Below are 25,370 nucleotides of genomic sequence, written 5' to 3'. Positions count from 1 at the left end.
TTTTTAGCACCTCATTATCAATTCCTTAGTACTCCATTACTCATTACCCATTAGAGAATGAAGCTGCTGACGGCTACCAACCGCTACTACGTGCTGCTTAGCGCGGGGCTGTTTGCGCTGGGCAGCGCCGTGCTGTACGTGGGGGTCAACCACGCCGTGCGCAGCGAGGTGAGCGAGCAGCTGGAAAACCACCGCCGCGAGCTGGAGGCGCGGGTGGCCAGCGGCCGGCCGCTGCCCGAGCCGGTGTACCGGGCGCAGTACAGCCTGAACACGCGCCCGCGGCCCACCGGCTACTCCGATACGACGCTGCTCGACCCCTACGAGCACGAGCTGGTACCGCACCGGCAGCTGACGTTCCGGGTACTGCGGGCGGGCCAGCCGCCGGTGTGGGTGACGCTGCGCAAGTCGCTGGTCGAAACCGATGAGCTGCTGGGCGCTATCCTGAGTACGATGCTGGGCGTGATGGGCCTGCTGCTGCTGGGAATAATAGTAGTTAACCGCTATTTATCGAAGGTGCTGTGGGCGCCTTTTCAGCGCACGCTGGCGCAGCTGCGGGGCTACGACTTGCAGCAGCACCGCGCGCTCGACCTGCCCGCGCCGGCCATCGAGGAGTTTGCCGAGCTGAATCAGGCCCTGACCCACCTGAGCCGCCGCCTGGTGGCCGACTACGAGAGCCTGCGCGAGTTTACGGCCAACGCCGCCCACGAAACCCAGACGCCGCTGGCCATTATGCAGGCGCAGCTGGAACAGCTGCTTCAGCTGCCCGCCCTGGCCGAGGATGCCGCCGCCGCCCCGCTGCTGGCCGACCTCTACGGGGCGACGCGCCGGCTCTCGCGCCTGCACCAGGCGCTGGGCCTGCTCAGCCGCATCGAAAACGGGCAGTACACCCAGGCCGTGCCGCTCGACCTGGCGGCCCTCATCCGCGAGAAAGCCGAGCAGCTGGCCCCGCTGCTGGACGCCCGCGGCCTGGCGCTGCACCTGCACCTGGCCGCGCTGCCCCCGCGCCCGCTGCACCCCGGCCTGGCCGATTCGCTGCTGCACAACCTGCTGCACAACGCCATTCGCCACAACCTGCCCGGCGGCGACGTCGCGGTGCGCCTCACGGCGGATGCGCTGGAGGTGAGCAATCCCGGTCCGGTCGTGAGCGGCGACCCGGCCCGGTTTTTCGAGCGTTTCCGCAAGCACAACGCTGCCTCCGAGTCGCCGGGGCTGGGGCTGAGCATCGTGCAGCACATCTGCGCCTACTACGGCTTCGGGCTGGCCTACGAGTTTGCGCCGGCCGGGGCGCGCCACACGCTGCGCGTCGCCTTCGGCCCCGCGCGGACCCCCGCGAGCCCGCTGACCCGCGCGGCCGTTGCCCGGCCGGCGGGCCTGTAAGGTAGTATTCGACCGGCTTTTGGCCGGGCTGATAGAATAAGTCGGGGCACACGCTCACTTACCTGGTAAGTTTGCGGGATGATTCTACGAGGTACTATTTCCGGGATGAGCCTGAACCGGCTGCTGGCCGGCCGCTGGCTGGCGGGGCTGGCGCTCTTACTCCTGCTGGCGCCGGCCGCCCACGGCCAGGCCCGCATCACGATTAGCGGCACCGTGAAGGATGCTACCACCGGCGAAGACCTCACCGGGGCCTCGGTGCACCTGGCCGAGCTGCCGGGCGTGGGGGCGGCGGCCAACGCCTACGGCTTTTACACGCTCACCGTGCCGGCCGGTACCTATACCGTAGAGGCCAGCTTTGTGGGCTACCAGGCCCAGCCCCGCAAGCTGACGCTCACCAAAAGCCAGCGGCTGGACTTCCGCCTCCGCGCCGGCGGGCAGGAGTTGAACGAGGTCGTCGTGACCGGCCGCGCCGGCCAGGTCAACGTCAGCCGGGCGCAGTCGGGGGTCGAAACCCTGGACCTCAAGCAGATTGCCAAGGTGCCGGTGCTATTCGGCGAGAAGGACGTGCTCAAAACCCTGACGCTGCTGCCGGGCATCAAGTCGGCCGGCGAGGGCAGCAGCGGCTTCTCGGTGCGCGGCGGCAGCGTCGACCAGAACCTGATTCTGCTCGACGAGGCCACTGTGTATAATGCTTCCCACCTGCTCGGATTCTTCTCTACTTTCAACTCGGATGCCATCAAAGACCTGACCGTGTTTAAGGGCGGGATGCCGGCCCAGTACGGCGGCCGGCTTTCGTCGGTAGTCGATATTCGCATGAAGGACGGCAACGACCAGGCCTTTCATGGCAGCGGCGGCATCGGGCTGATAGCCTCGCGCCTGGCTCTGGAAGGCCCGCTGGTGAAAAACAAAGGCTCTTTTCTGGTAACCGGCCGCCGCACCTACGCCGACCTGTTTCTGAAGCTCTCGCGCGATGCCACGACCCGCAGCGCGAGCCTGTACTTCTACGACCTCAACGCCAAGGCCAACTATACCTTTAACGACCGCAACCGCCTGTATTTTTCGGGCTACCTGGGGCGCGACGTATTCGGCATCAACAACTTTGGCACCAACTACGGCAACCAGACGGCCACGCTGCGCCTCAACCACTTGTTCTCGGACCGCTTGTTTAGCAACACTTCGCTGATTTTCAGTAAGTACAGCTACCAGATTACGCTACAGTCGAACGACCAGGATTTCAGCATCGACTCCAAAATCCAGGACTTTCACCTCAAGCAGGATTTTGAGTTTTCGCCCAGCACCCGCCAGACCCTGCGCTTCGGGGTCGATGCCATCTACCACACCATCACGCCGGGCCACGTCACAGCCTCGGCCGCGGCACCCGTCAACGCCACCCCCGACCGCACTAACCACTCGCTCGAAACCGCCGCCTACGTCTCGCACGAGTGGAGCGCCACCGACAAGCTCGACTTTACCACCGGCCTGCGCCTGTCGGAGTTCAGCCTGCTGGGCGCGGGCGACTACTCGACCTACGATACGGAGGGCAACGTGCTGACCACCACGCACTACAATGCCGGCCAGTTTATCAAAAACTACCTCAACCTGGAGCCCCGGCTGGCCGCCAGCTACCAGCTCACGGATAATACGTCGTTCAAGGCCGGCTACGCCCGCAACGTGCAGAACCTGCACCTGCTCAGCAATTCGGCCACGACCCTGCCCACTGATTTGTACGTGCCCACCTCGCTCAACGTGCGGCCCGAGCTGGCCGACCAGCTTTCGGCCGGGTACTACCGCCGCCTGGGCGCCAACCACACGTACTCGTTTTCGGCCGAGGTGTACTACAAGTGGCTGCAGCACCAGATTGACTACCGCGACGGCACCCAGCTGCAAGCCAACCAGGACGTAGAAGCCAGCCTGCTCTACGGCAAGGGCCGGGCCTACGGCGCCGAGCTGCTGCTGCGCAAGGAAACCGGCCGCCTCACCGGCTGGGTTGGCTACACGCTGAGCAAGTCGCAGCGGCAATACACCGACATCAACTCCGGGGCCTGGTTCAACTACCGGCAGGACCGGCCGGTGGACCTCTCCATCGTGGCCATCTACCAGCTCTCGCCCAAGTGGAGCCTGTCGGGCACCATCGTGGGGAGCTCGGGCCAGGCCGTGACCTACCCCGTTGGCAAGTACATGGTGGCCGGCCAGGTAGTGAACCTCTACGGCCTGCGCAACGCCGACCGCCTGCCGCCCTACGAGCGCATCGACGTGGGCGCCACCTACGAAAAGCCCCACCAGGAAGGCCACCGCTTTCACAGCAGCTGGAACTTCTCTATCTACAACCTGCTGGCCCGCGAAAACGCCTACAGCATCACGTTCCAGCAAGACCCCAACGACCCCACCAAAACCCAGGCGCTGCAAACGGCCCTGTTTCGGATGGTGCCCTCGGCCACCTACAACTTCAGCTTCTAAGCGGGCTTCGTACCATGAAAAATAATTTCCTGCCCCGCCTGCTGGCCGCGAGCGCGCTGCTGCTGGCGGGTTCCTGCCAGAAGGTAGTGACGCTCAATCTAAAAGACTCGGCCCCGCAGCTCGTCATCGAAGCCAACCTGGCCGACGACGGGCATCCCTGCACGGTGAAGCTCTCGCAGAGCGTTGACTTCACCCAGACTAATATTTTTCCGGCGGTGAGCGGGGCGATTATTACCCTCAGCGACGACGCGGGCCACTCCGAAACCCTGCCCGAAACCAGCGTGCCCGGCCAGTACCAGGGCCGCGCCGTGCTGGGGCAGTCCGGCCGGCGCTACACGCTGCGCGTGCAGGCCGGCGGCCAGAGCTACGTGGCCGCTTCCACGCTGCCCGCCCCGGTGGTGCCCCTTACGGGGCTGCACGCCCAGAAAAGTAACTCGGGCAACAACATTCAGGTAGTGCCCGAGTACCAGGACCCGGCCGGCGTGCCCAATTTCTACCTGTTCCGGCAGTACCGCAACGGGCTGCTCAACCCGGCCATCTTTTTGCAGAGCGACGAGTTTACCGACGGCAAGGCTAATACTCGGGCGCTGGGCGGCGGGGGCCGGGGCAACAGCGGCGGGGGCAGCGGCACCGACGTCAACAAGCTGGCCACCGGCGACAGCGTGCGCGTGGAGATGCAGAACATCGACTCGACTGCCTACACCTATTTCCGTACCCTGAACCTGCTGCTCCAGAACAACCAGCTGCTGAGCACCACGCCCGCCAACCCACGAACCAATTTTTCGGGCGGGGCGCAGGGCTATTTTAGCGCCCATTCGCGGCGGCAGCGGACCCTGATAGTACCGACTTTGTAATATGCAGAAAAACGTATGTTATAGCCAATTAACAATAGCGCGTAGCATTTTGCTTTCACTTTTTTAGCAGTTGTATGCCTGGTATACAGGAAATTCTGACCAATAATCGCCAGTGGGTGGCCAGCAAAAACGCGGAAGACCCGGCGTTTTTTCAGCGCCTGGCCAACGGCCAGCAGCCGCGCTACCTGTTCATTGGCTGCTCCGACTCGCGGGTGCCGGCCTCGGGCATCACGGGCACGGGTCCGGGCGAGATGTTTGTGCACCGCAACATCGCCAACCTGGTAGTGCATGCGGATATGAACCTGCTGAGCGTGCTGCAATATGCCGTGGAAGTATTAGGCGTGCGCGATATTATGATTGTGGGCCACTACGGCTGCGGGGGCGTGGCCGCCGCGGCCAGCAATAAGCAGTACGGCCTCATCGACAACTGGCTGGTGAGCATCCGCGACGTGGTGCGCCTGCACGAAACCCAGCTGCTGCGCATTCCCGACGAAGCCCAGCGCCTGCGCCGCCTCGTCGAGCTCAATGTGATGGAGCAAGTACGCAACCTGGCCAAAACCAACATCATCCAGAATGCCATGAAGAGCGACAACCCGCCCCGCCTCCACGGCCTCGTCTACGACATTGCCGACGGACGCCTCAAGGACCTCAAAGTAGACAACCAGGACCTGATGGCCGATATGGCCCACATTTATGGCATGGAGGCCGGCGAATAAGCCTGGGCTACGACCATTCGCCGCGCGGCAGCGTGCGGGCCAGTATCCAGCGCCGGGCGGGCTCCTCTACCAGCCGGTATAGTAGCTCGCTAAAAACCATCGTCACGAGCAGCTGCCAGCCCACGTGCTGCCGCCAGCCAAACTCGTTGCGCCACCAGATGCTGAGCAGGCCAATCTGCATCAGGTAGAAAGAATACGAGCGCTTGCCCATGGCGTCGAGCAGCCGGGTGCCCAGTACTGCCCGCAGCCAGCTGCGCTCGGTGAGCAGGCCCGCCAGCAGCAGCGTCATGCAAACCGGATAAAACACGACGTTGAGCAGGATGGTCGCCGGCTTCAGGTTGCCGTCGTACCAGTCGAACGGCGAATTGAGCCGTACCAGCACCACGCCGCCCGCCAGCATCAGCGCCAGGCTGAGGGTGGTGCGCCAGGGCCAGCCCGCAACGCTGGCGGTGGGCCGTCCGCCCCACCAGCGGGCCAGCCCGACGCCCATCGTAAACTCCAGCACCCGCCCAAAAAACGTAAAGTTAAACAGGTGGTGAAACGAGCCAAAGAAGCCGTGCAGCGCCTCGTGCCCCCGGCAGATGGCCGTGAGCCCCAGCCCGATAGCCAATACTGCGCCCGCAAACGCCGCCGCCCCGCGGTAGCCATAGCGCTGCCACAGTACCAGCAGCACCGGCAGCGAAAAGTAAAAGCATTCTTCGGCCGTGAGCGACCAGGCCTGGGGGAGGCCCACGTACTTAAGGGTGCTGGAAAACCCGCGCAGCAGGGTTTCGCTAAGAAATACCAGCAGCGCCGTATGTCCGGCCTGCCCGGGCGGCACCGGCCAGTACACGTAGAGCAGCACGGAGGTATTGAGCAGCAGAAAGATGGGATAAACGCGGGCCAGCCGCCGCCAGAGGTAGCGCCGCCACCAGGGGCGGGTAAAGGCTACATCGGACTGGTAGCGCGTGGCCATCACGAAGCCGCTGAGCAGGAAAAACATGCTCATGGTCATGTGAAACTGCTCGATTATCAGGTTCAGCCACTCGGGGGTGTAAACCGGCCGAAAATGCTTGGAAAAAACCATCAGGCACGTCACGGCCCGCAAGCCCGTGAGGGCGGGGTAGTAGGGCCGGGCCGCCGGGCGAGCGGCAGGTAGGGTAGGAGACATCGCTTGCAAAATACTACGCTGCGCCAGTTGCCCCGCCCTTGCCGGCGTTGCCGGGGCTTTTGCCGGCTGCCCGTTGCGTAAAATCAAGCTGGAGTAAGGCGGGTTGATAATACCTTGCCGGCATGAAAAAATTGTTTACGCTGCTGCTTGCCCTGGGGCCTGCCGGGGCTATTGCCCAGGCACTGCCCACCCTTACTGCCCCGGCCGATACCATCCGCTACTGGGCCACCAGCCTCAAGGCGGGCGTTAATGCCAACGAGGCGCTTCTCTCCGACAACTGGAAGGGGGGCGGAGCCAGCTCGGTAGGGGTTAGCTTGCTTTTCAACCGCAAAGCCAATTATCACCGGGGCCGCCACAGCTGGGACAACGAAGCCGACTTTCTCTATGCCGGGCAATATGCCAAGGGCCTGGGCTACCGCAAAACCACCGACCGCCTGTGGCTCGATACCAAGTATGGCCACGACCTGACGCCGCACTGGGGGCTGTTTGTGGCCCTGAATGCACTTTCGCAGTTTGCGCCTGGCTTCGATTATTCCGGCGACCCTACCCGGCTTATTTCCAGCTTTCTGGCCCCGGCTTATATCACCAATGCCTACGGGGCCGAGTACCATCCGAATGCGCGCTTCAAGCTGCGGCTGTCGCCCTTTGCCCCGCGCCTGACGGTGGTGCGCGATGCCGACCGCTTTCGCACCCTGCCCACCGATGTCGTCTACGGCGTAAATCCCGGCCACAACACGCGTTGGGAGGTGCTGGCCGCCCAGATTCTAGCCGAGCTCGACCAGCCCCTTGGCCCCAACGCCAACCTGAAGGCCCGCTACGTGCTGTTTGCCAATTATGAGACGCTGTCGTTCGACAAAATCAGCCACCGCCTGGACCTCACCATTACTGCCAAGGTAAATAGGTTATTGAGCGTAAGCTTCGGTACTATCGTGATTTACGATTACAGCCAGGCCGCCGCCGTGCAGTACAGCCAGAACCTGGCGCTGGGAATTCTGCTTAGCCGCGAGCACCCGGCCAACGCCAAATAGCCCGGCTGTAGGCAGGGGGCACTGTAGCTTTGCGGGGTCATTCTGCCTTTTATGCCCCGTCCTCTACCCCTCGCTTGCTTACTTGTTTTTCCGCTGCTGGCCCAGGCTCAGCGAATTACTACGGTTGCTGATAGCGCACGCCGCCTCGGCGAAGTAACCGTTTATGCCACCCGCCTGGGCCAGCTCTCCGGCCAGACGGGCCGCTACGTAACCGTGGTGCCGGGCAGCACGCTGAGCCGCTACCCCGTTACCTCGCTCGATGACCTGCTGCGCCTGCTGCCGGCCATTGAGGTGCAAAGCCGGGGCAACTTTGGCACGCAGGCCGATATTACGCTGCGCGGCTCTACGTTTAATCAGGTCCTGATTTTGCTCGATGGTATGCGCCTCAACGACCCGCTTACCGGGCACTTCGCGGGCTATTTTCCCATTTCGCCGGCCGAGATTGAGCAGATTGAAGTGGTGCGCGGCCCCGGCGCCGCGCTTTACGGCCCCGATGCCGTAGGCGGCTTTATCAATATCGTAACCAAGACGTTTGCCGCCACTCACCGGCCCGATGGTACCGAGCTGGCCGGCACGTTTCTGGCCGGCGAATATGGCCTCAAAAGCACCAACGCTGGGTTCTACGGCCAGGATAAGGGCCTGCGCCTGGCGGGCGGCTTGCTCAACAATACGGCCAGCGGGCAGCTGCTCGACCTGCCCGGCGGTGGCCGCAATGACTTCAAGCTGAATACGTACTCGCTGTCGGGGGCGTATGAGATTACCCCTAAATTCAGCGCCGCCGCCCGCGCCAGCTTCGACCGGCGCGACTACAACGCCCAGAATTTTTATACCAATTCTCCCGGTGACCGCGCCCGCGAAACCACCGGCCGCGACTGGTACCAGGGTCAGCTGCGCTACGAGTGGAGCGAACGCAGCCGGACCGAATTGCAGCTGGTAGGCACGTCCAGCACCGACTACTACGTGTACACGCCAACTACTGCGCCCAGCGACCACCTCATGCACTACCTCAACGTGCAGGGGCAGCATCAAGTGCAGGTTTCTACCAAGCTGCGCCTTACGCTGGGTGGGCAGGCCGACCGCCGCGCCGTGCTTAGCAACGACCGTGGCGACCATACGGCCTGGCACACCGGGGCCTTTGCCGTGGCCGGCATTGCGCCCGCGGCCGGCCTCAACGTCACGGCTGCCCTGCGCCTCGACCACGACCAAGCGTATGGCACCGAGTTGGTGCCGCAGCTCAACGTCAGCCAGCAGGTGAGCGAAAAGCTGGCCGTGCGCGGCGCGGTGGGCCGGGGTATTCGGGCCCCCAATTTTACCGAGCAGTATAATTCGGCTATCCGGCCGGGTCCCGTGCCCAGTGGTTTTAATGTAGGCAACCCTAATCTGAGCGCCGAGCGCACTTGGAATTACGAGGCCGGCTTCGACTACCAGCCTACGCGGGCCCTGACCCTGCGCAGCACCTACTTCAATCGCTACGGCCGCAACCTGATTGACTACGTAACTGTGTCAGGCAGTCAGGCCGCTGAGACGACGGGCTTTACCAACCTCAACTCCGGCGTTACCTACCGCTTGGCCGAAAACCTGTTCGCCGTCACCACCCAGGGCATTGAAACTGAAGTAACGACCCGCGCCCAACTCGCGCCCGGCCTGCGCCTCGATGGCAGCGTGGGCTACACCTGGGTACACCTCAACGTGGAAGGCGATGTGCAGTCGCAGTACCTCTCCAACGTGGCGCGCCAGCTGGTGTCGGGCAACGTGAGCCTGACGCACCGGCGCTTCACGGCCAGCTTTGGCGGCCTCTACAAGCAGCGCGCCGAACAGCAAATCGCGGCCAGTGCTGGCAACAACGCTGCCGTGCTCACGCCAACCTACGCCGTCTTCAACGCCCGCCTCGACCTGGCCTTGCTGCCCGAGCGGGTGTGGGTCGTCGGGCAGGCGCAAAACCTGTTCAACGCGCATTACTCTGACCTGCTGGGGGCTCCCATGCCCACGCGCTGGCTCATGGCCGGCGTGCGCATCGCGCTGCGCAAGTAGCTGAAAGCTATTGAGTAAACGCGCCTAAGGCGAGCTAAAAAAGAACGTCATGCCGGGCTTGCCGAAGCATGACGCTCGGCTGTGCTATCAAATAATTTGTGCTATATAAAGTTATGCCTAACCCCCTCGCTGCCAGGCCACGAACTATGCTCCTTCTCACCGCCTTCGGGGCCGTGTACCTGCTGTGGGGCTCCACGTACCTGGCCATCAAGTACGCGGTAGCGACCATGCCGCCGCTACTGCTGGCGGGCAGCCGGTTTTTGCTGGCGGGCAGCATCCTGGCGCTGGCGGGCCGGGCCTCGGCCGACTACGAAACGCCCACGCCGGCGCAGTGGAAAACCAGCTTTATCGTAGGTGGCCTGCTGCTGCTGGGCGGCAACGGGATGGTAGTATTGGCCGAGCGCACGCTGCCCAGCAGCCTGGCCGCCCTGCTCATCGCCACCGAGCCGTTCTGGATTGTCATCCTGGGTTGGCTGTGGCTGCGCGGCGAACGGCCCGGCTGGCAAGTGACGCTGGGCCTGCTGCTGGGCTTCGCGGGCGTGTACCTGCTGGTAGGCGAGCAGCTGACGGCCGGTACCAGTCGCGCGCAGCTGCTGGGCGTGGGCCTGGTGCTGCTGGCCGCCTTTAGCTGGGCGGCGGGCTCCATTTACGGCCTTCGCGCGCCGGTGCCCCGGTCGGCGGTGCTGGCCTCGGGCATGCAGATGCTGGCCGGTGGCGCCTTGCTGCTGCTGCTGGGCACGGGCACCGGCGAGTGGCGCGGGCTGCGGCCGGCCAGCTTCGGGCTGGCCGCGTGGCTGGGCTGGGGCTACTTGGTGGTATTTGGCTCGCTGGTGGCCTTCACTGCCTACAGCTGGCTGCTCAAGCACGCCCCGCCGGCGCGGGTGGCCACCTACGCCTACGTCAACCCCGTGGTGGCCGTGCTGCTGGGCTGGGCCATGCTGCACGAAAAGCTGACGGGCCAGATGCTGGCCGGTGCGGCCGTTATTGTCGGCTCGGTGGTGCTGATAACTGCGCAGCAGAAAAGCCGATTTAAATAATATACTTTTATCCATGTAATACCGACCCCGAAATGCTTGCGAAAAAGGTAGTAGGGTGCGGGACCAATCTCCGCTCCCTACTATTCGGTGGTATTAAAGGTATAAAAATTTTAATATTTTAAATATTAAAACAATAAGATAAATCCGAAAACAGATTACTTGAAAAATTATCTCACAATTTGAACTTTTTCTCCAAAAATATCATAGTAGCTTTTATTTTTTTGAAATAACTGATAGTCAACAGAAAATAATCTTGTATTGTCGGGGATTTCTACCAAATAAGTACGTTTATGAGATGATTTTACTGGTAGAATAAGTAGTATGGGCGGCTTGACGCGTATCTCTTTGGGGGTACTGTTACGTACCGTAGCCAGCTGCCTGGGGCTGCTTGCGAAAAGTGTTGATAGGAATAGGGAAGGAATGTAGCGGGTCTAGGCTGCCATTGTCTGCTATTTACCTTCCGTTTCAATGCTTCTATGCTAAAAAAACTTACATCCCGCACGGTAAACAACTATTTTTCACCGGCTTTCTTGCTGCTGGGGGGAACTCTGCTGCTGGCCAGCTGCTCCAAAAACCTAAATGATGAGGCAGCTCCCACGCCCAGCGCGGTCAGCAGCAACGACAGCGACCCCAACGCTAATGACCAGCAGCAGTACCAGAAACTGGTAAACACCTGGCTGCCGGTAGTGCAAAGCGGTCGGGCCGGGGGGAGCTCTACCACCAAAGACTTTACGGCCAGCGCCTTCGACCAAACGGCGCCCGGCTTCGATGCGCAGGCCCAGGCTGCACACCAGACCGGCGACGCAGCGTTCAACCGGGTATTCTCGCTGGCTAAGCTGGCCCCCATCTGGGTTAACCAGAGCTGCCAGTCCTGCCACCTGGGTGGCGGCCGGGCCGCCATATCGAAAGACGGCGTAACGCCGCAGCTCCTGTTTCGGGTAAGCCAGCCGGGCCAGGCCAGCACCGGCGGACCCTCCCCGCTACCCGTGTTCGGGCTGCAGATTCAGCCAGTAGCGCTGGGCCCCGACAGCACGCGGGTAGAAAGCTTCAAGGGGAAAGTGACGACTACTTACGTGGAGCAGCTAAAGGCCTTGGCCGATGGCACGACCGTGAGCCTGCGCCAGCCTACCTACACCTTTAGCGTGCCCCTGCCGGCCGGCGCCCTGTTCTCGCCGCGCACGGGCTCGCAAATGGCGGGCCTGAGCCTGCTGGAGGCCGTGCCCGAGCAAACCATTTTGCAAATAGCACAGATGCAGGCTAATGCACTCTCGTTTGGCATCACTGGCAAGCCCAACTACGTGTGGGACCCGGTGGCGCAAACTACCAAGCTGGGCCGCTTCGGCTGGAAGGCTAACCAGCCTTCGCTGGTGGCTCAGATTGCGGGCGCTTACAATGGCGACCTGGGCATTACCAGCACCCTGTTTCCGATAGAGCCCGATGGCTCGGCTACTGTGGGCGGCGGGGTTGATGTGTCGGATAACGAGCGTACCAGCGTGATGATGTATGCCCGCACCCAGGGCGTGCCCGCCCTGCGCAATACCAACGACCCGCTCGTACAGGCCGGCCGGCTCCTGTTCATGAATGCCCGCTGTGCCGTCTGCCACACGCCGGTGCTGCGTACCGGCGACGTAGCAGGCGTGCCGCAGCTTTCCAACCAGACCATTACGCCCTTTACCGACCTGCTGCTACACGATATGGGCCCCGGCCTGGCCGACAACCGTCCCGATTTCCTGGCCTCCGGCTCGGAGTGGCGTACGCCGCCGCTCTGGGGCATGGGCCTGAGCCAGATTACCAGCGGCCATACCAACCTGCTGCACGACGGCCGCGCCCGCAATGCGATGGAAGCCATTATGTGGCACGATGGCGAAGCGGCCTACTCGCGCCAGCAGGTAGAGCAAATGTCTAAAGCCCAGCGCGACCAGCTGGTGGCCTTCCTGAATTCGCTGTAAGCTGCCGTTCTGAGTTAGGCAAAAGCGCCCGCCGGCTTCTGGCCAGCGGGCGCTTTTGCGTGTCGGCTGTGAGCCGGGTATTTTAAAAAAGGTATACTGCGCTGAGATAATTTACTATTGGGTAGCGGGAGTAGTCAGGCTTTATGCTAAGGCTGGCCCCGACCTTTTTGCGCCGTATTTTTGTTGATTGAGGTACGCGCCGCGCTAATTGGCGGGTGTCTACTCAGCACAAATCTGCCATTCAGCATGAAAGTCTGCCTTGCCGAAAAGCCCAGCGTGGCCCGCGAAATTGCCCAGGTTATCGGGGCCGACCGGCGCATGGATGGCTACTACGAGGGCAATGGCTACCAGGTGACCTGGACGTTTGGCCACTTCTGCCAGCTCAAGGAGCCCGACGACTACCGCCCCGAGTGGAAGCGCTGGAACCTGCACGACCTGCCCATGATACCCGACTCGTTCGGTATCAAGCTCATGCGCCGCGACGAAGGTGTAGTTAAGCAGTTTAATACCATAAAAAGACTGCTCGACGCGGCCACCGAAGTTATCAACTGCGGCGACGCCGGGCAGGAGGGCGAGGTGATTCAGCGCTGGGTTATTCACGAGGCCAAGTGCCGCAAGCCGGTGAAGCGGCTCTGGATTTCGTCGCTGACGGAAGAGGCTATCCGGCAGGGTTTCAGTAATCTGCGTGATGGCAAGGAGTTCGACTCGCTCTACCAGGCCGGGCGTAGCCGGGCAGTGGGCGACTGGCTGCTGGGCCTGAACGCTACGCGTCTCTTTACCCTCAAATACACCAGTTACCAGGACAAGCAGCTGCTGAGCATTGGGCGGGTGCAAACGCCCACGCTGGCGCTGCTTGTGGACCGCTACCACGAAATCCGCAACTTCAAGCCCGAGCCGTACTGGGTGTTGAAGACGGAGTACCGCAATACCACCTTCACGCGCATCAATACTGAAGTCGAGCAAAAAGAGGCGCAGGATGCGCCCGATGAGCAGTCGCGCCTGCGGGCGCTGGGCTACTTTGTGAAGGAAGACGAGGCTAATAAGGCCCTTGCAACGGTGAAGCCGGCGCCACTCACCGTCACGGGCGTCGAGATTAAGAAGGGCCGCGAGTCGCCGCCCCGCCTTTTCGACCTTACCTCGCTGCAAGTGCAGTGCAACAACCAACTGAGCCTTTCGGCCGAGGATACGCTAAAGATAGTGCAGGCGCTATATGAGAAAAAAGCGGTCAGCTATCCGCGCGTCGATACCACGTTTTTGCCCGATGATATCTACCCGAAAATTCCCGGTATTCTGCGCGGCATCGGCTACGGCAACCTCACCGGCCCGCTGCTGGAAAAGAAGATTCCGAAGACGCCTAAAGTATTTAACAACAACAAGGTAACCGACCACCACGCCATCATTCCGACGGGCAGCGGTGGGCCGGGCGGCGGCCTGGAAAGCAGTGTGTACGACATTATCGTGCGCCGCTTTATCGCCGCGTTTTACCCCGACTGCGAGGTGAGCAACACCACCGTGCTCGCCGAGGCGGCCGGGTTCCTGTTTCGGGTGCGCGGCCGCCAGATTCTGAGCCCCGGCTGGCGCGTGGTGTACGGCGACCCCACCCAGCAGGCGGCGCCCAAGCCCGCCGCCCCCGCCGGCGAAAAAGCTACCGGCAACGACGATGACGACCTGGTAAGTACCGTGCTGCCCAGCTTTGTCAAAGGGGAAAGTGGTCCCCACGAGCCGCGCCTCGAAAGCAAGATGACCCAGCCGCCCAAGGAGTACACCGAGGCCAGCCTGCTTCGCGGCATGGAAACGGCCGGCCGCAACATCGACGATGAGGAGCTGCGCCAGGCAATGAAGGAAAGCGGCATCGGCCGCCCCAGCACCCGCGCCGCTATTATCGAGACACTATTCAAAAGAAACTATATTCGACGCGAAAAAAAACGGCTGCTGCCCACGCCCACCGGCGTCGAGCTTATCGGCCTCATTCGCAACCCCACCCTGAAATCGGCGGAGCTGACCGGCCAATGGGAAAAGAAGCTGCGCCAGATTGAGCGCAACGAACTGCCTTCCGACCAGTTTTTAGAAGAGCTGAAAGGCTTGGTGCGCGAGATGGTGCAGGAAGTGAAGCTGGATAGGAGCGGGCGGGCGGTTACGGCTACTTCGGCCACAAGCAGCCAGGCGGCCGCCACGCCGGGTGGTCCACTAAAGACGGCCAGCCCGCCGGCTAGTGCGAGTGCGGGGCAAAAGCCGGCAGGGGCCGGCCCGGCTAACGGCTTGGGAGCGTGCCCGATGTGCAAAGCGGGCCACGTGCTACGCGGCAAAACGGCTTTTGGCTGCGCCCGCTTCCGCGAGGGCTGCCAGTTTCGGCTGCCTACTGAGATTCTGGGTAAAAAGCTGAGCGACTCCCAGGTAAAAAGCCTGCTCGCCAAAGGCCGCACGCAGCTTATCAAGGGTTTCGTGGCCGGCGATGGCCAGAAGCTCGACGGCGCGCTTGTGCTCGATGCCAGCTTTAAGCTGGAGCTGCTGCCCGCTGCCGAAAGCAAGCCCACCACCGCCACCGACCCCGGCCAGATTCCGTGCCCGGCGTGTAAGCTCGGGACCATGCTCAAAGGCAGCAGCGCCTTCGGCTGCTCGCGCTTTCGCGAAGACTGCCAGTTTCGGGTGCCCTTCGAGTGGGGTGGTAAGAAGCTGACCGACGCGCAACTGCGCCAGCTGCTGCGCCGCGGCGAAACAGGCCTTATCAAAGGCTTTCTCTCGGCCAAAACCGGCAAGAAGTACGACGCCGCGCTCAAGGTAGAGGAAGGGCGCGTGGTACCGGTATTTCAGTAAAGGAGCAGTGTGGCTTAGCGGGCTAAGCGGTAGCTCATTTTCAGGCTGAAAATCTGATGCCGGCCGAAGTCGGTGGCAAAATAAGGTTCCAGGCCGAGCGCACTCAGGCCCGTGCCGCCGGGCAGCCGGAGCCTGGCGCTGACGAAAGCCATGCTGGGCGTAGGCTGGTGGGGCGAGTGCGCGTAGCCGGCTAGGATATTGCTACCGCCCAGCGTGCCCAGCCCCGAGCCCAGCGCCAGCCGGGTAGTATAGGCGCCCATCGCATTTTCGGCCCCGTAGCAGAAGTCGGCCTGGCTGTAAAGCACCCGCGGGTTGCCCAGGCTCAGCATCAGCTCGGGCATGAGCCAGGTGGAACTCTGCGAGTGGTCATTATCGAAATAGCTGTAGTAGCCCAGGCTGCCGATGTGCAAGCCGGTGCGAACGCCTACGGATAGCCAGCCGCGGTCGGTTTGCACTTCCCGGTAGAGGTGAATATCGGCCAGCTGGTAGCGCAGCGTAGTATCCTGGTAGGTAGAAGTGTGCCCGCTGGTAGGCACTACCTGAATGCCCACCTGCTGCTGACCTACCCACAGGCCGCCGCCCCAGGTGCCCGTGCCAGTTGGGGTTGTTGTTACCAGCGCTGCTTCGCCGCCCCCAGCGCGCACCCGCTGGTGAAGTGCCAGTAGCTGGCTGCTGCCGCAGCCCGAAGGATTTGTCAGAATATCTTCCTGCGCTTCGTGGTAGCTGCCGAGCATACCACCGCTGAAAACAAGTGTCTGGTGGAATTCGTCAGCACTTGCTGGTGGAGCAGCCTGTTGCGGAGCGGGGGCCTGGGCCATAGTAAGGAGTAGGACGCCGGCCAGCCCTGTCCCCAGCGGCAGGGCTACCAGGCGTGGTACGAGGCGGCTTATAAACGCTAGTGCAGTGTAGCCTTCGGCAAGCAGTACGAGCAGTAGCAGCGCTTGCAGGATAAGTACTTCCGGCCGGCTAAGCACGCCCGGCCCGAGCCGGCTGGTGGCGGCCAGCAGCGCCAGCCCCACCAGGGCCGGGTAGCCAGCCGGTGCGGCAGCCTCGTGTGCGGCTATCTGCTCGGCCTGCTGCCCGCGCCGCGCCAGCCACCCCCAACTGCCCAGCAGAGCAGTAGCTTCGAGCAAAAGCAGGGCTTGCAGCCGCAGCAGCGAAAAGCCCGCCACCAGCACGGGCGCAGCCAGTAAAGGCTCGCCAAGCGGTTCGCGCCAGAATTCAATTACAAAGCGGCCCAGGCAAAGGAGCCCCATCCCCAGCAGGTATTGGCTGCCGCCCGGCCAGGCCACCCGGCGGCTTAGGTGGCTTAGTATCAGGCCAGTGCCTGCGCACAACAGTAATTGGTATAGCTGCGTCGGAACTACCGGCAGCGAGTGCGCGGCCCCCGCTGGTAGCTGGCCCTGGGCCTGCTGCGCCAGATAGGGCAGCGTGCCCGGCCCGTAGCACAGGCCCCAGGCGTGCGGCGCCGCTACCTCGCCCCAGCAGCAGCCGGCCAGCAGGCAGCCCACGCACTGCACGGCCAGCGCCCAGCACAGCGGCGCGGCAAACGCGTCGAGCACTGCCCAGCCCCGAAAGCCCAATAGCCGTCGCAACGCCACTACTGCCAGCAGGCTGGCCGCGGCGCCACCCACCACCGAGCGCGGCCCTTCGCCCAGCGCCCGCGCTATATCGACATCGCCCCGCAGCCAGGGCCACCAGTTGGCCGGTGGCAAAAACACCAGCTGGCAGCCCACTATCAGAGCCAGGGTAGCAGCGGCTACCAGCGGCAGCCAGTGGCGCCAGGGGTAGCCGCGCTGGTAGCCCTGGGCCAGCAGCCCGGCCACAAATACCGCAAAGGCGGCTAGCTGAGCAGTGTTGTAATAAGGGTGCTCAGCAAGAGCGGGCAGGGTATAAAGCAGGGCCATGCAAGTGGTAGCTGACGCGCTGCCAGAGTAGCAGCGGTGGCGGCGAAGCTACGCGAGGGCCTACCAGGGTGGTAGTATTTAGTTTGCTGAAAAAGGACGCTTGAAACAGGTTGTTATACTGAGTAAGAGCCAGATTATCAAAGTCTTGCTGCCTTGATAATCTGACTTTATAAATAGCGACGCTGAGAGCCGGCTACTTCTTTTTCTTGGGCACGAAGGGCTTGCCGTTGAGCCTGGCGCGGCTGCCCGAGCCCTGGGGCCGGCCGTCGCGGTAGGTTACCTGGCGCTCGATGCCATGACCATTCGCTTTATAATATATCCAGTCGCCGCTTTGCTTGCCGTTTTTATACTGGCCGGTCACGGCCGGACTACCATCTTCGTGAAACTCCTCAAATGCGCCCGACGGCAATCCTTTGAGGTAGTTGGCTTCTTTGCGTACCTGGCCGCTCGCGTAAAACTCCTGGCCCGGCCCGGTTTGCAGCCCATTCACGTCAAACTGCTGGCGGGTTTGCACTTTTCCGCTGTCGAAATAAGTCAGGCGCTCGCCCGTGAGCTTGCCATTGGCCGCGTAGGTTTCGACCTGGCGGGGCGTTTTGCCATCGGGGTAAAACTCGCGCCAGGTGCCGGCGGGGCGGTTGCTTTTGTACTGCTCCTCGGCCTGCCGGGGCTGGCCGGCCGCGTCGTAGTAGCGCACTACCTTGCGGTCGCGGCCCTGGGCGGCGTAGTCCGTTTCTTCCTTCACCTGGCCATCTTCGTAGTAAGTGGTGCCCCGGCCGGTGGGGGCCCCCAGGCGGTAGGTAGTCTTGCCCTTCACCTTGCCGCTTTCGTAGTACGACGTGGCCGGCCCGTCGAGGGCCGAGGTGCCGGTGCGCGGTGCTACGCGCTTGGTAAGGTCGTCGCCGAGCGGGTTGCGTACCTGGCGCTCGCGCACGGCGGCGGGCGAGTAGGTGCCTTCGGTCTGCAGCTGCCCGCTGGGGTAAAAGGAGCGGTAGCGCCCCTTGCCGGTTTTCTCGTCCATCACCGTTTCGCTCTCCAGCTGGCCGCTTTCAAAATACGTTTTGTAGGAGCTGGCCAGCAGGCCATTGCGCAGCATGCCTTCGCTCTGTAGCTTGCCGCTGGGGTAATAAAACTTCACTGCGCCGTTGGGCTGGCCATTGGCATACATGACCTCGGCAGCGAGCTGGCCGTTGGCGTATAGCTCGCGCACTGCCCCGTTGGGCTGGCCTTTGGTGAGCGTGGTTTGCAGCTTTATCTCGCCGGTGGGGTGGTAAGTGGTGAGCGGCCCGTTGGGCTCATCATCCAGAAAAGTGCCTTCCTGGGCCACCTTACCGCCAGGGTAATATGTTTTGAATGCCCCCTGGCGCACGCCGGCTACGTAGGTAGCTTCCAGCCGCCGCTGGCCATTTGCATGAAATTCTATATATAGTGAATCGCGCTTGCCGTCGGTGTAGCGCGTTTGAGCTTCGAGGCGGCCGTTAGGATAAAACCGCTTGTACGGCCCCTGCATCACGGTATCGTGGGCTACGAGCGCCCGAAAAATCTCGTGGGGGTGAATCCTAGTTGAGTCGAAATAAATGACAATGCGCTGCGAGCGCTGGGCCTGGGCAGCAAAAGGCAACAGCAAAAAAAGCAACAGGTATCGCATAGCAGGAGTAACGCGGCGCAGGTGTTTTTTAGCGCAAAGTTTCGCAAAGTTGGCAGAGTTTCGCTAAGGTGGATAAAGCCAGCAGCTTGACATTCTCCACAAAAAAGAGTTCCGCAAAGCCAATGCTCTGCGGAACTCTGCCAACTTTGCGAAACTTTGCGCTTACAGCTTTTCGAGCACAATGGAACTGGCCCCGCCACCGCCGTTGCAGATGCCCGTTACGCCGATTTTGCCGCCTTCCTGCTCCAGTACGCTCAGTAGCGTGGTCACGATGCGCGCGCCCGAAGCGCCCAGCGGATGGCCCAAACTCACGGCTCCGCCATACACGTTTACCTTGCTGCCTTCCAGGTTGAGGAGCTTGTTGTTGGCCAGCGAAACCACTGAGAACGCCTCGTTGATTTCGTAGAAATCTACGTCAGCCGCAGCCAGACCGGCGTTTTTCAGCGCCTTTGGAATGGCCAGTGAAGGCGTGGTTGTGAACCATTCGGGCGCCTGCTCAGCATCGGCAAAGCCACGAATGCGGGCCAGGGGCTTGATACCCAGCGCATCGGCTTTTTCGCGGCTCATCAGCAGCACGGCGGCGGCTCCGTCGTTGAGGGTAGAGGCGTTGGCCGCCGTCACGGTGCCTTCCTTGGTAAAGGCGGGCTTGAGGGCGGCAAATTTATCGAATTGCACCTTCGTGTACTCCTCGTCGTCGCTCACCACGGTTTCCTTGCCGCGCACGGTAATGGTCACGGGCACAATCTCTTCTTTCTTTTTGCCGGCCTGGGCAGCCGCGGCGCTGCGCTCGTAGCTCTGGCGGGCAAAGGCATCCTGCTCCTCGCGCGTGATGCCATAGTGCTTGGCTGTGGCATCGGCTGCGTTGCCCATGGCGTAGTCGTGGTAGGGGTCCCAGAGACCGTCGCGCACCAGGCCGTCAATCATCTGGCCATTACCATATTTAGCGCCGAAGCGCGCCTTGTCGAGGTAGTAAGGCACGTTGCTCATGCTTTCCATGCCACCAGCCAGAATAACCTCGGCCTGGCCCAGCATAATGGCCTGGGCAGCAAACATAATTGCCTTCGAACCCGAGGCACACACCTTGTTTACCGTGGTGCATTCCACGGTATCGGGCAAGCCGGCTTTTTTGGCCGCCTGGCGGGCCGGCGCCTGGCCCAGGTTAGCCGAGATTACGTTGCCCATAATCACTTGCTCAACCAGCTCGGGCGCTACGCCCGCTTTGTCGAGCGCTCCTTTCAGGGCAATGGCACCGAGCTCGGTGGCCGAAAGCGAGGCCAGGGCACCACCAAATGAACCAATGGGCGTGCGCACGGCAGCTACAATAACAACTTCTTTTACTTGCATAACGGGGTGGGGTGGGAGGTAAGAAATGACGCCAGAGTACGGGTAAGCGAAGGCGGCTGAGCGGGCCTGCCCCGCCCGACGCCCACAAAAGCTAACAAACCTTCGTTCGTTGGCCCAAAAGTACGACGCCCGGCCGCGCCGGCTCACCAGGTTGGCTGGCCGGCCGGCGGTGTCGTACCCTGGCGGGCGCGGGGGCGCTGCTGTAAATACTGCTGCTCACTGGCCCGCAGGGCTTCCAGCACCTGCCGGGCCTGTTCGGGAGTCAGGTCCATTGCGTTGAGGCGCTCGCGCTGCGTCTGGAGTTGGAGGTCGGTGCTGGTGGCGGCTTCGGTACCAAGCCGGTGGCTTGCGCCAGCGGCGGGCGGGCCTGGCGCCGTAGCGTCAGGGTCGAGGCCGCGCTCTGAGCCGCGGCCAGTCCCGGTCGGAACGGGCCGTTTGGGGCCGTCGGAGCCTGGCTTAACGCCACTGCCAGCGTGGGAGCCCGCACCAGGAGGCGTCGAGCCCTTATTCGGGCTGGGCTTTCCATTGGCCGCAGGCTGCGCGGCCCCGTCTGCACTGCCCGGAGGCGGGGGCTGCGCCGCATCGGGCACTTCACCCGGCTTGTCATTGCCTGGCTTCGGCGTAGGCTCGGGGCGATGGCCTGCCCCTTGCTGGGCGGCCGCTGAGTCTGGGGTGGGCGGCGGGCGGCGGGCGGGCGGCTGCTCAGCCAGCTGGGGCGCAGTGGGCTGAGTATGGTTTATGCTGCTTGCGTATTGAATCAATAGCTCATAGTTATATTTTGCTGTGCTATTGCTGGGATTGAGCCGCAATGCCTCGCGCAGCAAGCCGATAGCCTGCGGCAGCTGACCCTCGCCGGCCAATAAGCCGGCCAGCTGTTGCCGGGCCGTGCTGCCAATAGCCGCGGGTACGTTCTGCGCTATCAGTCGTCCATACGTCGCCCGGGCCGCGGCAGTCTGCCCGGCCTGCGCCTGCGCGTGAGCCAGGTTAAGCAGCAGGGCCGGGGCCAGCCCGTGCCGGTTGGCCAGGGCTACTGCCCGTGCGTAGAGGCGGGCAGCCTCCGCGGGCTGGCCGCGCCGGCTGGCCTGCAGGGCCTGTGCCTGCGCCAAATTCTGCTCCTGCACGCGCACAAGCCAGTTCCAGCCCGGCAGGCTTGTCCCCAATAAGGCAAGTAGCAACGCGAAAAGGCCTGTTTTCATTGTGGAAAACGCAGTACGCGCACGGTAATAAGGCTGTCGAGCAGCAGGAGTACCAGCGCCAGCCCCAGAGGATAGCGGTAGCGGTTATCGGCCACTGCCACCGTGCGGCTGGCCGTGGCGCTGGCCAGGGGGGCCGGCAGGGCTCGCAGGCCGGCCAGCAGCATGGACAAGCCGTTTTCCCGGTCATTGAGCGCCACGTACTGGCCGCCGGTCTGGGCGGCTATCTGCAGCAGAGGAGCCTCGCGCAGCCGGCTTATTACGGTGGCCCCCCGGGCATCGTACAGGGGAGCCTTGCCGCCCGGTGCAGGCACCGCGCCCCCGGCCGCGGTGCCTACGCCCACGGTATATACCCGCGCCCCGGTGCGCCCCAGTGCCTGGAGCACCGGCTCCAGGTTCTCGCCAAAGTCTTCGCCATCGCTTACCACTACTGCCGAGGTCGTGCGGGGCGGAGCGCTGGCTGCGGCTCCACCCGGCGCAGGCACCGGGGCAGCCGGTGCCAGGCGGCTCAGCAGCAGGTCTAGCGGCGCGCGCAGGGTGGTGGGGCCGGGGGCAGTAAGGCGGGTGCTCAGCGTACTCAGAAACAGCTGCAGCGCCGATTGGTCGTAGGTAAGCGGGCATTGCACGTAGGCATCGGCCCCAAAAACGATAAGCCCGAGTCGGTCGGCCGGAAACGCCGCTACCAGTTCGCTAAGCGCCGCCTGCGCCCGCAGCAGGCGCGTCGGCGCTACGTCGGCGGCATCCATCGAGCGCGATACGTCTACCAGCAGCCACACATCCTGGCCACTGTTGCGCACGGCCTGCCGGCGCACCCCCAGGGCCGGGCCCAGCCAGGCCAGCAGCAGCAGCCCGCCCGTAGCCAGGCGTAGCGGCAGTTTCCAGGCCAGCCGGCCGGCTCCCAGGCCGAGTCGCCGGCTCAGCCGCCGGGTGCGGCTGGTGTAAAGCACCAGCAGCAGGCTAAGCAGGATCAGCCCGGCGGCGGCCAGCCAAAAATCGGGGTACGCCCAGGTAAACATGGGCGCAAAGGACGGGTAAAGGGCCGCAAAACCAAAAATATGCCTGGCCAGCCAGCAGCCAGCAGGTTCCGCAGCAAGCAGTTGCGAATCGGCCGGCTAGAAAGTTCAAAAAAAGCTGCGGATTTTCGGGGCATCGCCGTATATTTGCAGCCGCTAAGGCCAACAGGGCGTTAGCAAGCCACTTGTACGGAGAAGTGGGTGAGTGGCTGAAACCAGTAGTTTGCTAAACTGCCGTAGCTCTAAAGGTTACCGGGGGTTCGAATCCCCCCTTCTCCGCAGTAGTTAAGTTAAGAATGAGGAAGTAAGCATTTACACTTCCTCATTCTTAATTAGTTTCCTCGGGGTGTAGCGTAGCCCGGTATCGCGCCTGGTTTGGGACCAGGAGGTCGTAGGTTCGAATCCTGCCACCCCGACATAGTAAAAAATGTAGCATATTCAACAAAGATAATTTTTTTGTTGAATATGCTATTTTTTCGTTAAGACCCCATAGCTCAGCTGGATAGAGCAGCTACCTTCTAAGTAGCCGGTCATTGGTTCGAATCCAATTGGGGCCACTTTATTCAAGTCCTGAAATGGAGCCGGTCTTTACCCGAAAAAAAGCCTCTGCCGGCCCCGGCAGAGGCTTTTTTTGCGCCTGAAAATACCCGGAAAAAGCTGCGCGAAAGCTAGGCTGAATGGAATAAAAACGGTACTTTTGAGTGTTCTCTTCCTGACTGGTTTTTCAGTCGGTTTAACCCCCTCTCTCGCATGAGTGAAGTAGTAGAAAAGAAAGCCCCCGCCGACTACTCGGCCGATAGCATTCAGGTGCTGGAAGGGCTGGAGGCGGTGCGTAAGCGCCCCAGTATGTACATCGGCGACACGGGTATCAAAGGCCTGCACCACCTGGTGTGGGAAGTAGTCGATAACTCCATTGATGAGGCCCTGGCCGGCCACTGCGACCTGATTCAGGTTACCATTAACGAAAATAACTCGGTTACCGTCCGCGACAACGGGCGGGGTATTCCCGTCGACTGGCACGCCAAGGAAGGCCGCTCGGCCCTCGAAGTAGTGATGACCGTGCTGCACGCCGGTGGTAAGTTCGACAAAGACTCGTACAAAGTATCGGGGGGCCTGCACGGGGTGGGCGTGAGCTGCGTAAATGCGCTCAGCATCGACCTGAAGGTAAACGTGCGCCGCAAAGGCCACCTCTACGAGCAGGAGTACAGCATTGGTCAGCCGCTGTACCCTGTAAAGGAAATCGGAGATACCGATGAGCACGGCACGGAGGTGCAGTTTTTGCCCGACCCCACTATCTTCTCCGAAACCGAGTACCGCTACGCCACTATCGCCGGGCGTCTGCGCGATTTGTCGTTTCTAAATAAAGGCATCCGCATTACCCTCACCGACCGCCGCGATAAGCTGACCGGCGACGCGGCCGTGGGCCACAGCAACGCCGAAGGCTTCCGTTACGAGGAGTTTTACTCGACCGGCGGCCTGCGCGACTTCGTGCAGTACCTGGACGGCACCGAACGGCCTTCGCTGCTCTCCGAGCCCATCTACGTGGAAAGCGAGAAGGGCGGTACGCCGGTAGAGGTAGCCCTGCAGTACAATACCTCGTACCAGGAAAACGTCTATTCGTACGTCAACAATATCAACACCATTGAGGGTGGTACGCACGTAGCAGGCTTTCGCTCGGCCGTGACGCGGGTGCTGAAAAACTACGGCGATAAGAGCAAGCTGTTTGAGAAAGCCAAGGTAGAGATTACCGGCGACGACTTCCGCGAGGGCCTAACGGCCGTTATATCGGTAAAAGTGCAGGAGCCGCAGTTTGAGGGCCAGACCAAAACCAAGCTGGGCAACTCGGAGGTGAGCGGTGCCGTGAACAGCGTGGTGGGGGAAATCCTGGCGCAGTACCTGGAGGAAAACCCCAACCAGGCCAACCGCATCATGGATAAGGTGATTCTGGCCGCCAAGGCCCGCATCGCCGCCCGCAAGGCCAAGGATATGGTGCAGCGCAAAAACGTGCTGGGCTCCAACTCCTTGCCCGGCAAGCTGGCCGACTGCTCCGACTCGGACCCGGCCGTGTGCGAGCTGTACTTAGTCGAAGGTGACTCGGCCGGTGGAACTGCCAAGCAGGGCCGCAACCGGGCGTTTCAGGCCATTATGCCGCTGCGCGGTAAAATCCTGAACGTGGAGAAAGCCCAGGAGCACAAGATTCTGGAAAACGAGGAAATCCGGAATATGATTACCGCCCTCGGCGTCACGTTCAACGAGCGCAAGTCGCTGGCTTTCGGCACCGATGACGATGGCAACGAAACCGGCCCGCTCAACTTCGATAAGCTGCGCTACCACAAGGTTATTATCATGACCGATGCGGATATCGACGGCTCGCACATCCGGACGCTGATTCTAACCTTCTTTTTTCGCTATATGCGCGAGCTGGTAGATAACGGCTATATCTACATCGCGCTGCCGCCGCTCTACCTTGTGAAGCGCGGCAAAGAGGAGCGCTACTGCTGGACCGAGGAAGACCGCGCCGCCGCCACCGAGGAGCTGGGCCGCGGCCGCCCCGAAACAGTGAACGTGCAGCGCTACAAAGGCCTGGGTGAAATGAACGCCGAGCAGCTCTGGACCACCACCATGCAGCCTTCTACGCGTACCCTGAAGCAGGTAACGGTAGATTCGGCCGCCGAGGCCGACCACCTCTTCTCGATGCTGATGGGCGATGAGGTAGCACCTCGCCGCGACTTCATCGAGCAGAACGCCAAGTACGCCAAGCTCGACGTCTAAGACCACTGATTAGCTCGGATTTCAACGAATTTCACGGATTTTGTAGACGTAAAAAGGCCACCCGTGCGGGTGGCCTTTTTTGT

General features: G+C 62.2%; 16 protein-coding genes and 3 tRNA genes. 13 read left to right on the top strand and 6 right to left on the bottom strand.

The window, feature by feature from the left end; translation table 11 throughout:
- Positions 1–57: 57 nt before the first annotated feature.
- From F6X24_RS16670 to F6X24_RS16655, 4 genes are all read left to right on the top strand, one after another.
- Complete coding sequence (locus F6X24_RS16670; protein WP_151089081.1) at positions 58–1,377, top strand: sensor histidine kinase; 1,320 nt, start codon at positions 58–60, stop codon at positions 1,375–1,377.
- A 105-nt stretch (positions 1,378–1,482) separates the two neighbouring features.
- Positions 1,483–3,834, top strand: a complete 2,352-nt coding sequence (locus F6X24_RS16665; protein WP_151089080.1) for a TonB-dependent receptor — start codon at positions 1,483–1,485, stop codon at positions 3,832–3,834.
- 14 nt (positions 3,835–3,848) lie between these two features.
- Positions 3,849–4,688: a DUF4249 domain-containing protein gene (locus F6X24_RS16660; protein ID WP_151089079.1), complete on the top strand. Its 840-nt coding sequence runs from the start codon at positions 3,849–3,851 to the stop codon at positions 4,686–4,688.
- Between the two features lie 74 nt (positions 4,689–4,762).
- The gene (locus tag F6X24_RS16655) at positions 4,763–5,404 is read left to right on the top strand and encodes a carbonic anhydrase (protein WP_229725184.1); all 642 of its coding nucleotides are present in this window, start codon (positions 4,763–4,765) and stop codon (positions 5,402–5,404) included.
- A 7-nt stretch (positions 5,405–5,411) separates the two neighbouring features.
- On the opposite strand, the gene F6X24_RS16650 is transcribed toward F6X24_RS16655, so the two are convergent.
- The gene (locus F6X24_RS16650; protein ID WP_151089078.1) at positions 5,412–6,554 is read right to left on the bottom strand and encodes an acyltransferase family protein; all 1,143 of its coding nucleotides are present in this window, start codon (positions 6,552–6,554) and stop codon (positions 5,412–5,414) included.
- A gap of 122 nt (positions 6,555–6,676) precedes the next feature.
- On the opposite strand from F6X24_RS16650, the gene F6X24_RS16645 reads away from it, so the two are divergent.
- The 5 genes from F6X24_RS16645 to F6X24_RS16625 all read left to right on the top strand — a co-directional run bounded on the left by F6X24_RS16645 (position 6,677) and on the right by F6X24_RS16625 (position 15,413).
- The gene (locus F6X24_RS16645; RefSeq protein ID WP_151089077.1) at positions 6,677–7,582 is read left to right on the top strand and encodes a DUF3078 domain-containing protein; all 906 of its coding nucleotides are present in this window, start codon (positions 6,677–6,679) and stop codon (positions 7,580–7,582) included.
- Positions 7,583–7,633: 51 nt separating this feature from the next.
- Entirely contained in the window at positions 7,634–9,613 is a 1,980-nt protein-coding gene (locus F6X24_RS16640) for a TonB-dependent receptor plug domain-containing protein (RefSeq protein ID WP_151089076.1), read from the top strand.
- A gap of 146 nt (positions 9,614–9,759) precedes the next feature.
- Positions 9,760–10,650 carry an EamA family transporter gene (locus F6X24_RS16635; protein ID WP_191906364.1) on the top strand — a complete coding sequence of 297 codons (891 nt, stop codon included), beginning with the start codon at positions 9,760–9,762 and terminating at the stop codon, positions 10,648–10,650.
- A 476-nt stretch (positions 10,651–11,126) separates the two neighbouring features.
- A complete protein-coding gene (locus F6X24_RS16630) occupies positions 11,127–12,599 on the top strand; it encodes a di-heme oxidoredictase family protein (RefSeq protein WP_151089074.1) in 1,473 nt (490 codons plus the stop codon).
- Between the two features lie 246 nt (positions 12,600–12,845).
- A complete protein-coding gene (locus F6X24_RS16625; protein ID WP_151089073.1) occupies positions 12,846–15,413 on the top strand; it encodes a type IA DNA topoisomerase in 2,568 nt (855 codons plus the stop codon).
- A gap of 14 nt (positions 15,414–15,427) precedes the next feature.
- Here F6X24_RS16625 and F6X24_RS16620 read toward each other — a convergent pair whose 3' ends face one another.
- The 5 genes from F6X24_RS16620 to F6X24_RS16600 all read right to left on the bottom strand — a co-directional run bounded on the left by F6X24_RS16620 (position 15,428) and on the right by F6X24_RS16600 (position 22,518).
- Positions 15,428–17,320 (bottom strand): prolipoprotein diacylglyceryl transferase family protein, encoded by a 1,893-nt coding sequence (locus tag F6X24_RS16620; RefSeq protein WP_151089072.1) that lies wholly within the window; start codon positions 17,318–17,320, stop codon positions 15,428–15,430.
- Between the two features lie 193 nt (positions 17,321–17,513).
- The gene (locus tag F6X24_RS16615; protein WP_191906363.1) at positions 17,514–18,944 is read right to left on the bottom strand and encodes a toxin-antitoxin system YwqK family antitoxin; all 1,431 of its coding nucleotides are present in this window, start codon (positions 18,942–18,944) and stop codon (positions 17,514–17,516) included.
- A 183-nt stretch (positions 18,945–19,127) separates the two neighbouring features.
- Entirely contained in the window at positions 19,128–20,309 is a 1,182-nt protein-coding gene (locus F6X24_RS16610) for an acetyl-CoA C-acyltransferase (RefSeq protein ID WP_151089070.1), read from the bottom strand.
- 143 nt (positions 20,310–20,452) lie between these two features.
- The gene (locus F6X24_RS16605) at positions 20,453–21,505 is read right to left on the bottom strand and encodes a tetratricopeptide repeat protein (RefSeq protein WP_151089069.1); all 1,053 of its coding nucleotides are present in this window, start codon (positions 21,503–21,505) and stop codon (positions 20,453–20,455) included.
- Positions 21,502–22,518 (bottom strand): VWA domain-containing protein, encoded by a 1,017-nt coding sequence (locus F6X24_RS16600; protein ID WP_151089068.1) that lies wholly within the window; start codon positions 22,516–22,518, stop codon positions 21,502–21,504. Before F6X24_RS16600 ends, F6X24_RS16605 begins: the two co-directional genes overlap by 4 nt.
- 188 nt (positions 22,519–22,706) lie before the next feature.
- Between F6X24_RS16600 and F6X24_RS16595 the strand changes: the two genes are divergently transcribed.
- From F6X24_RS16595 to gyrB, 4 genes are all read left to right on the top strand, one after another.
- A tRNA-Ser gene (locus F6X24_RS16595) sits at positions 22,707–22,794 on the top strand.
- 63 nt (positions 22,795–22,857) lie between these two features.
- Positions 22,858–22,931, top strand: a tRNA-Pro gene (locus F6X24_RS16590).
- A gap of 67 nt (positions 22,932–22,998) precedes the next feature.
- A tRNA-Arg gene (locus F6X24_RS16585) sits at positions 22,999–23,072 on the top strand.
- 193 nt (positions 23,073–23,265) lie between these two features.
- A complete protein-coding gene (gyrB, locus tag F6X24_RS16580) occupies positions 23,266–25,287 on the top strand; it encodes a DNA topoisomerase (ATP-hydrolyzing) subunit B (RefSeq protein WP_151089067.1) in 2,022 nt (673 codons plus the stop codon).
- Positions 25,288–25,370: the final 83 nt, after the last annotated feature.

Source organism: Hymenobacter baengnokdamensis (genome assembly GCF_008728635.1).
GTDB classification, from domain to species: Bacteria; Bacteroidota; Bacteroidia; order Cytophagales; family Hymenobacteraceae; genus Hymenobacter; species Hymenobacter baengnokdamensis.
This window is presented reverse-complemented; position numbering and strand designations above follow the sequence as displayed.

Coding starts and splice junctions, on each gene's coding strand:
- F6X24_RS16625 (WP_151089073.1), top strand. CDS start 12,846: ATGAAAGTCTGCCTTGCCGAAAAGCCCAGCGTGGCCCGCGAAATTGCC.
- F6X24_RS16630 (WP_151089074.1), top strand. CDS start 11,127: ATGCTAAAAAAACTTACATCCCGCACGGTAAACAACTATTTTTCACCG.
- F6X24_RS16665 (WP_151089080.1), top strand. CDS start 1,483: ATGAGCCTGAACCGGCTGCTGGCCGGCCGCTGGCTGGCGGGGCTGGCG.
- F6X24_RS16655 (WP_229725184.1), top strand. CDS start 4,763: ATGCCTGGTATACAGGAAATTCTGACCAATAATCGCCAGTGGGTGGCC.
- F6X24_RS16640 (WP_151089076.1), top strand. CDS start 7,634: ATGCCCCGTCCTCTACCCCTCGCTTGCTTACTTGTTTTTCCGCTGCTG.
- gyrB (WP_151089067.1), top strand. CDS start 23,266: ATGAGTGAAGTAGTAGAAAAGAAAGCCCCCGCCGACTACTCGGCCGAT.
- F6X24_RS16660 (WP_151089079.1), top strand. CDS start 3,849: ATGAAAAATAATTTCCTGCCCCGCCTGCTGGCCGCGAGCGCGCTGCTG.
- F6X24_RS16670 (WP_151089081.1), top strand. CDS start 58: ATGAAGCTGCTGACGGCTACCAACCGCTACTACGTGCTGCTTAGCGCG.
- F6X24_RS16635 (WP_191906364.1), top strand. CDS start 9,760: ATGCTCCTTCTCACCGCCTTCGGGGCCGTGTACCTGCTGTGGGGCTCC.
- F6X24_RS16645 (WP_151089077.1), top strand. CDS start 6,677: ATGAAAAAATTGTTTACGCTGCTGCTTGCCCTGGGGCCTGCCGGGGCT.
- F6X24_RS16605 (WP_151089069.1), bottom strand. CDS start 21,505: ATGAAAACAGGCCTTTTCGCGTTGCTACTTGCCTTATTGGGGACAAGC.
- F6X24_RS16610 (WP_151089070.1), bottom strand. CDS start 20,309: ATGCAAGTAAAAGAAGTTGTTATTGTAGCTGCCGTGCGCACGCCCATT.
- F6X24_RS16620 (WP_151089072.1), bottom strand. CDS start 17,320: ATGGCCCTGCTTTATACCCTGCCCGCTCTTGCTGAGCACCCTTATTAC.
- F6X24_RS16650 (WP_151089078.1), bottom strand. CDS start 6,554: ATGTCTCCTACCCTACCTGCCGCTCGCCCGGCGGCCCGGCCCTACTAC.
- F6X24_RS16600 (WP_151089068.1), bottom strand. CDS start 22,518: ATGTTTACCTGGGCGTACCCCGATTTTTGGCTGGCCGCCGCCGGGCTG.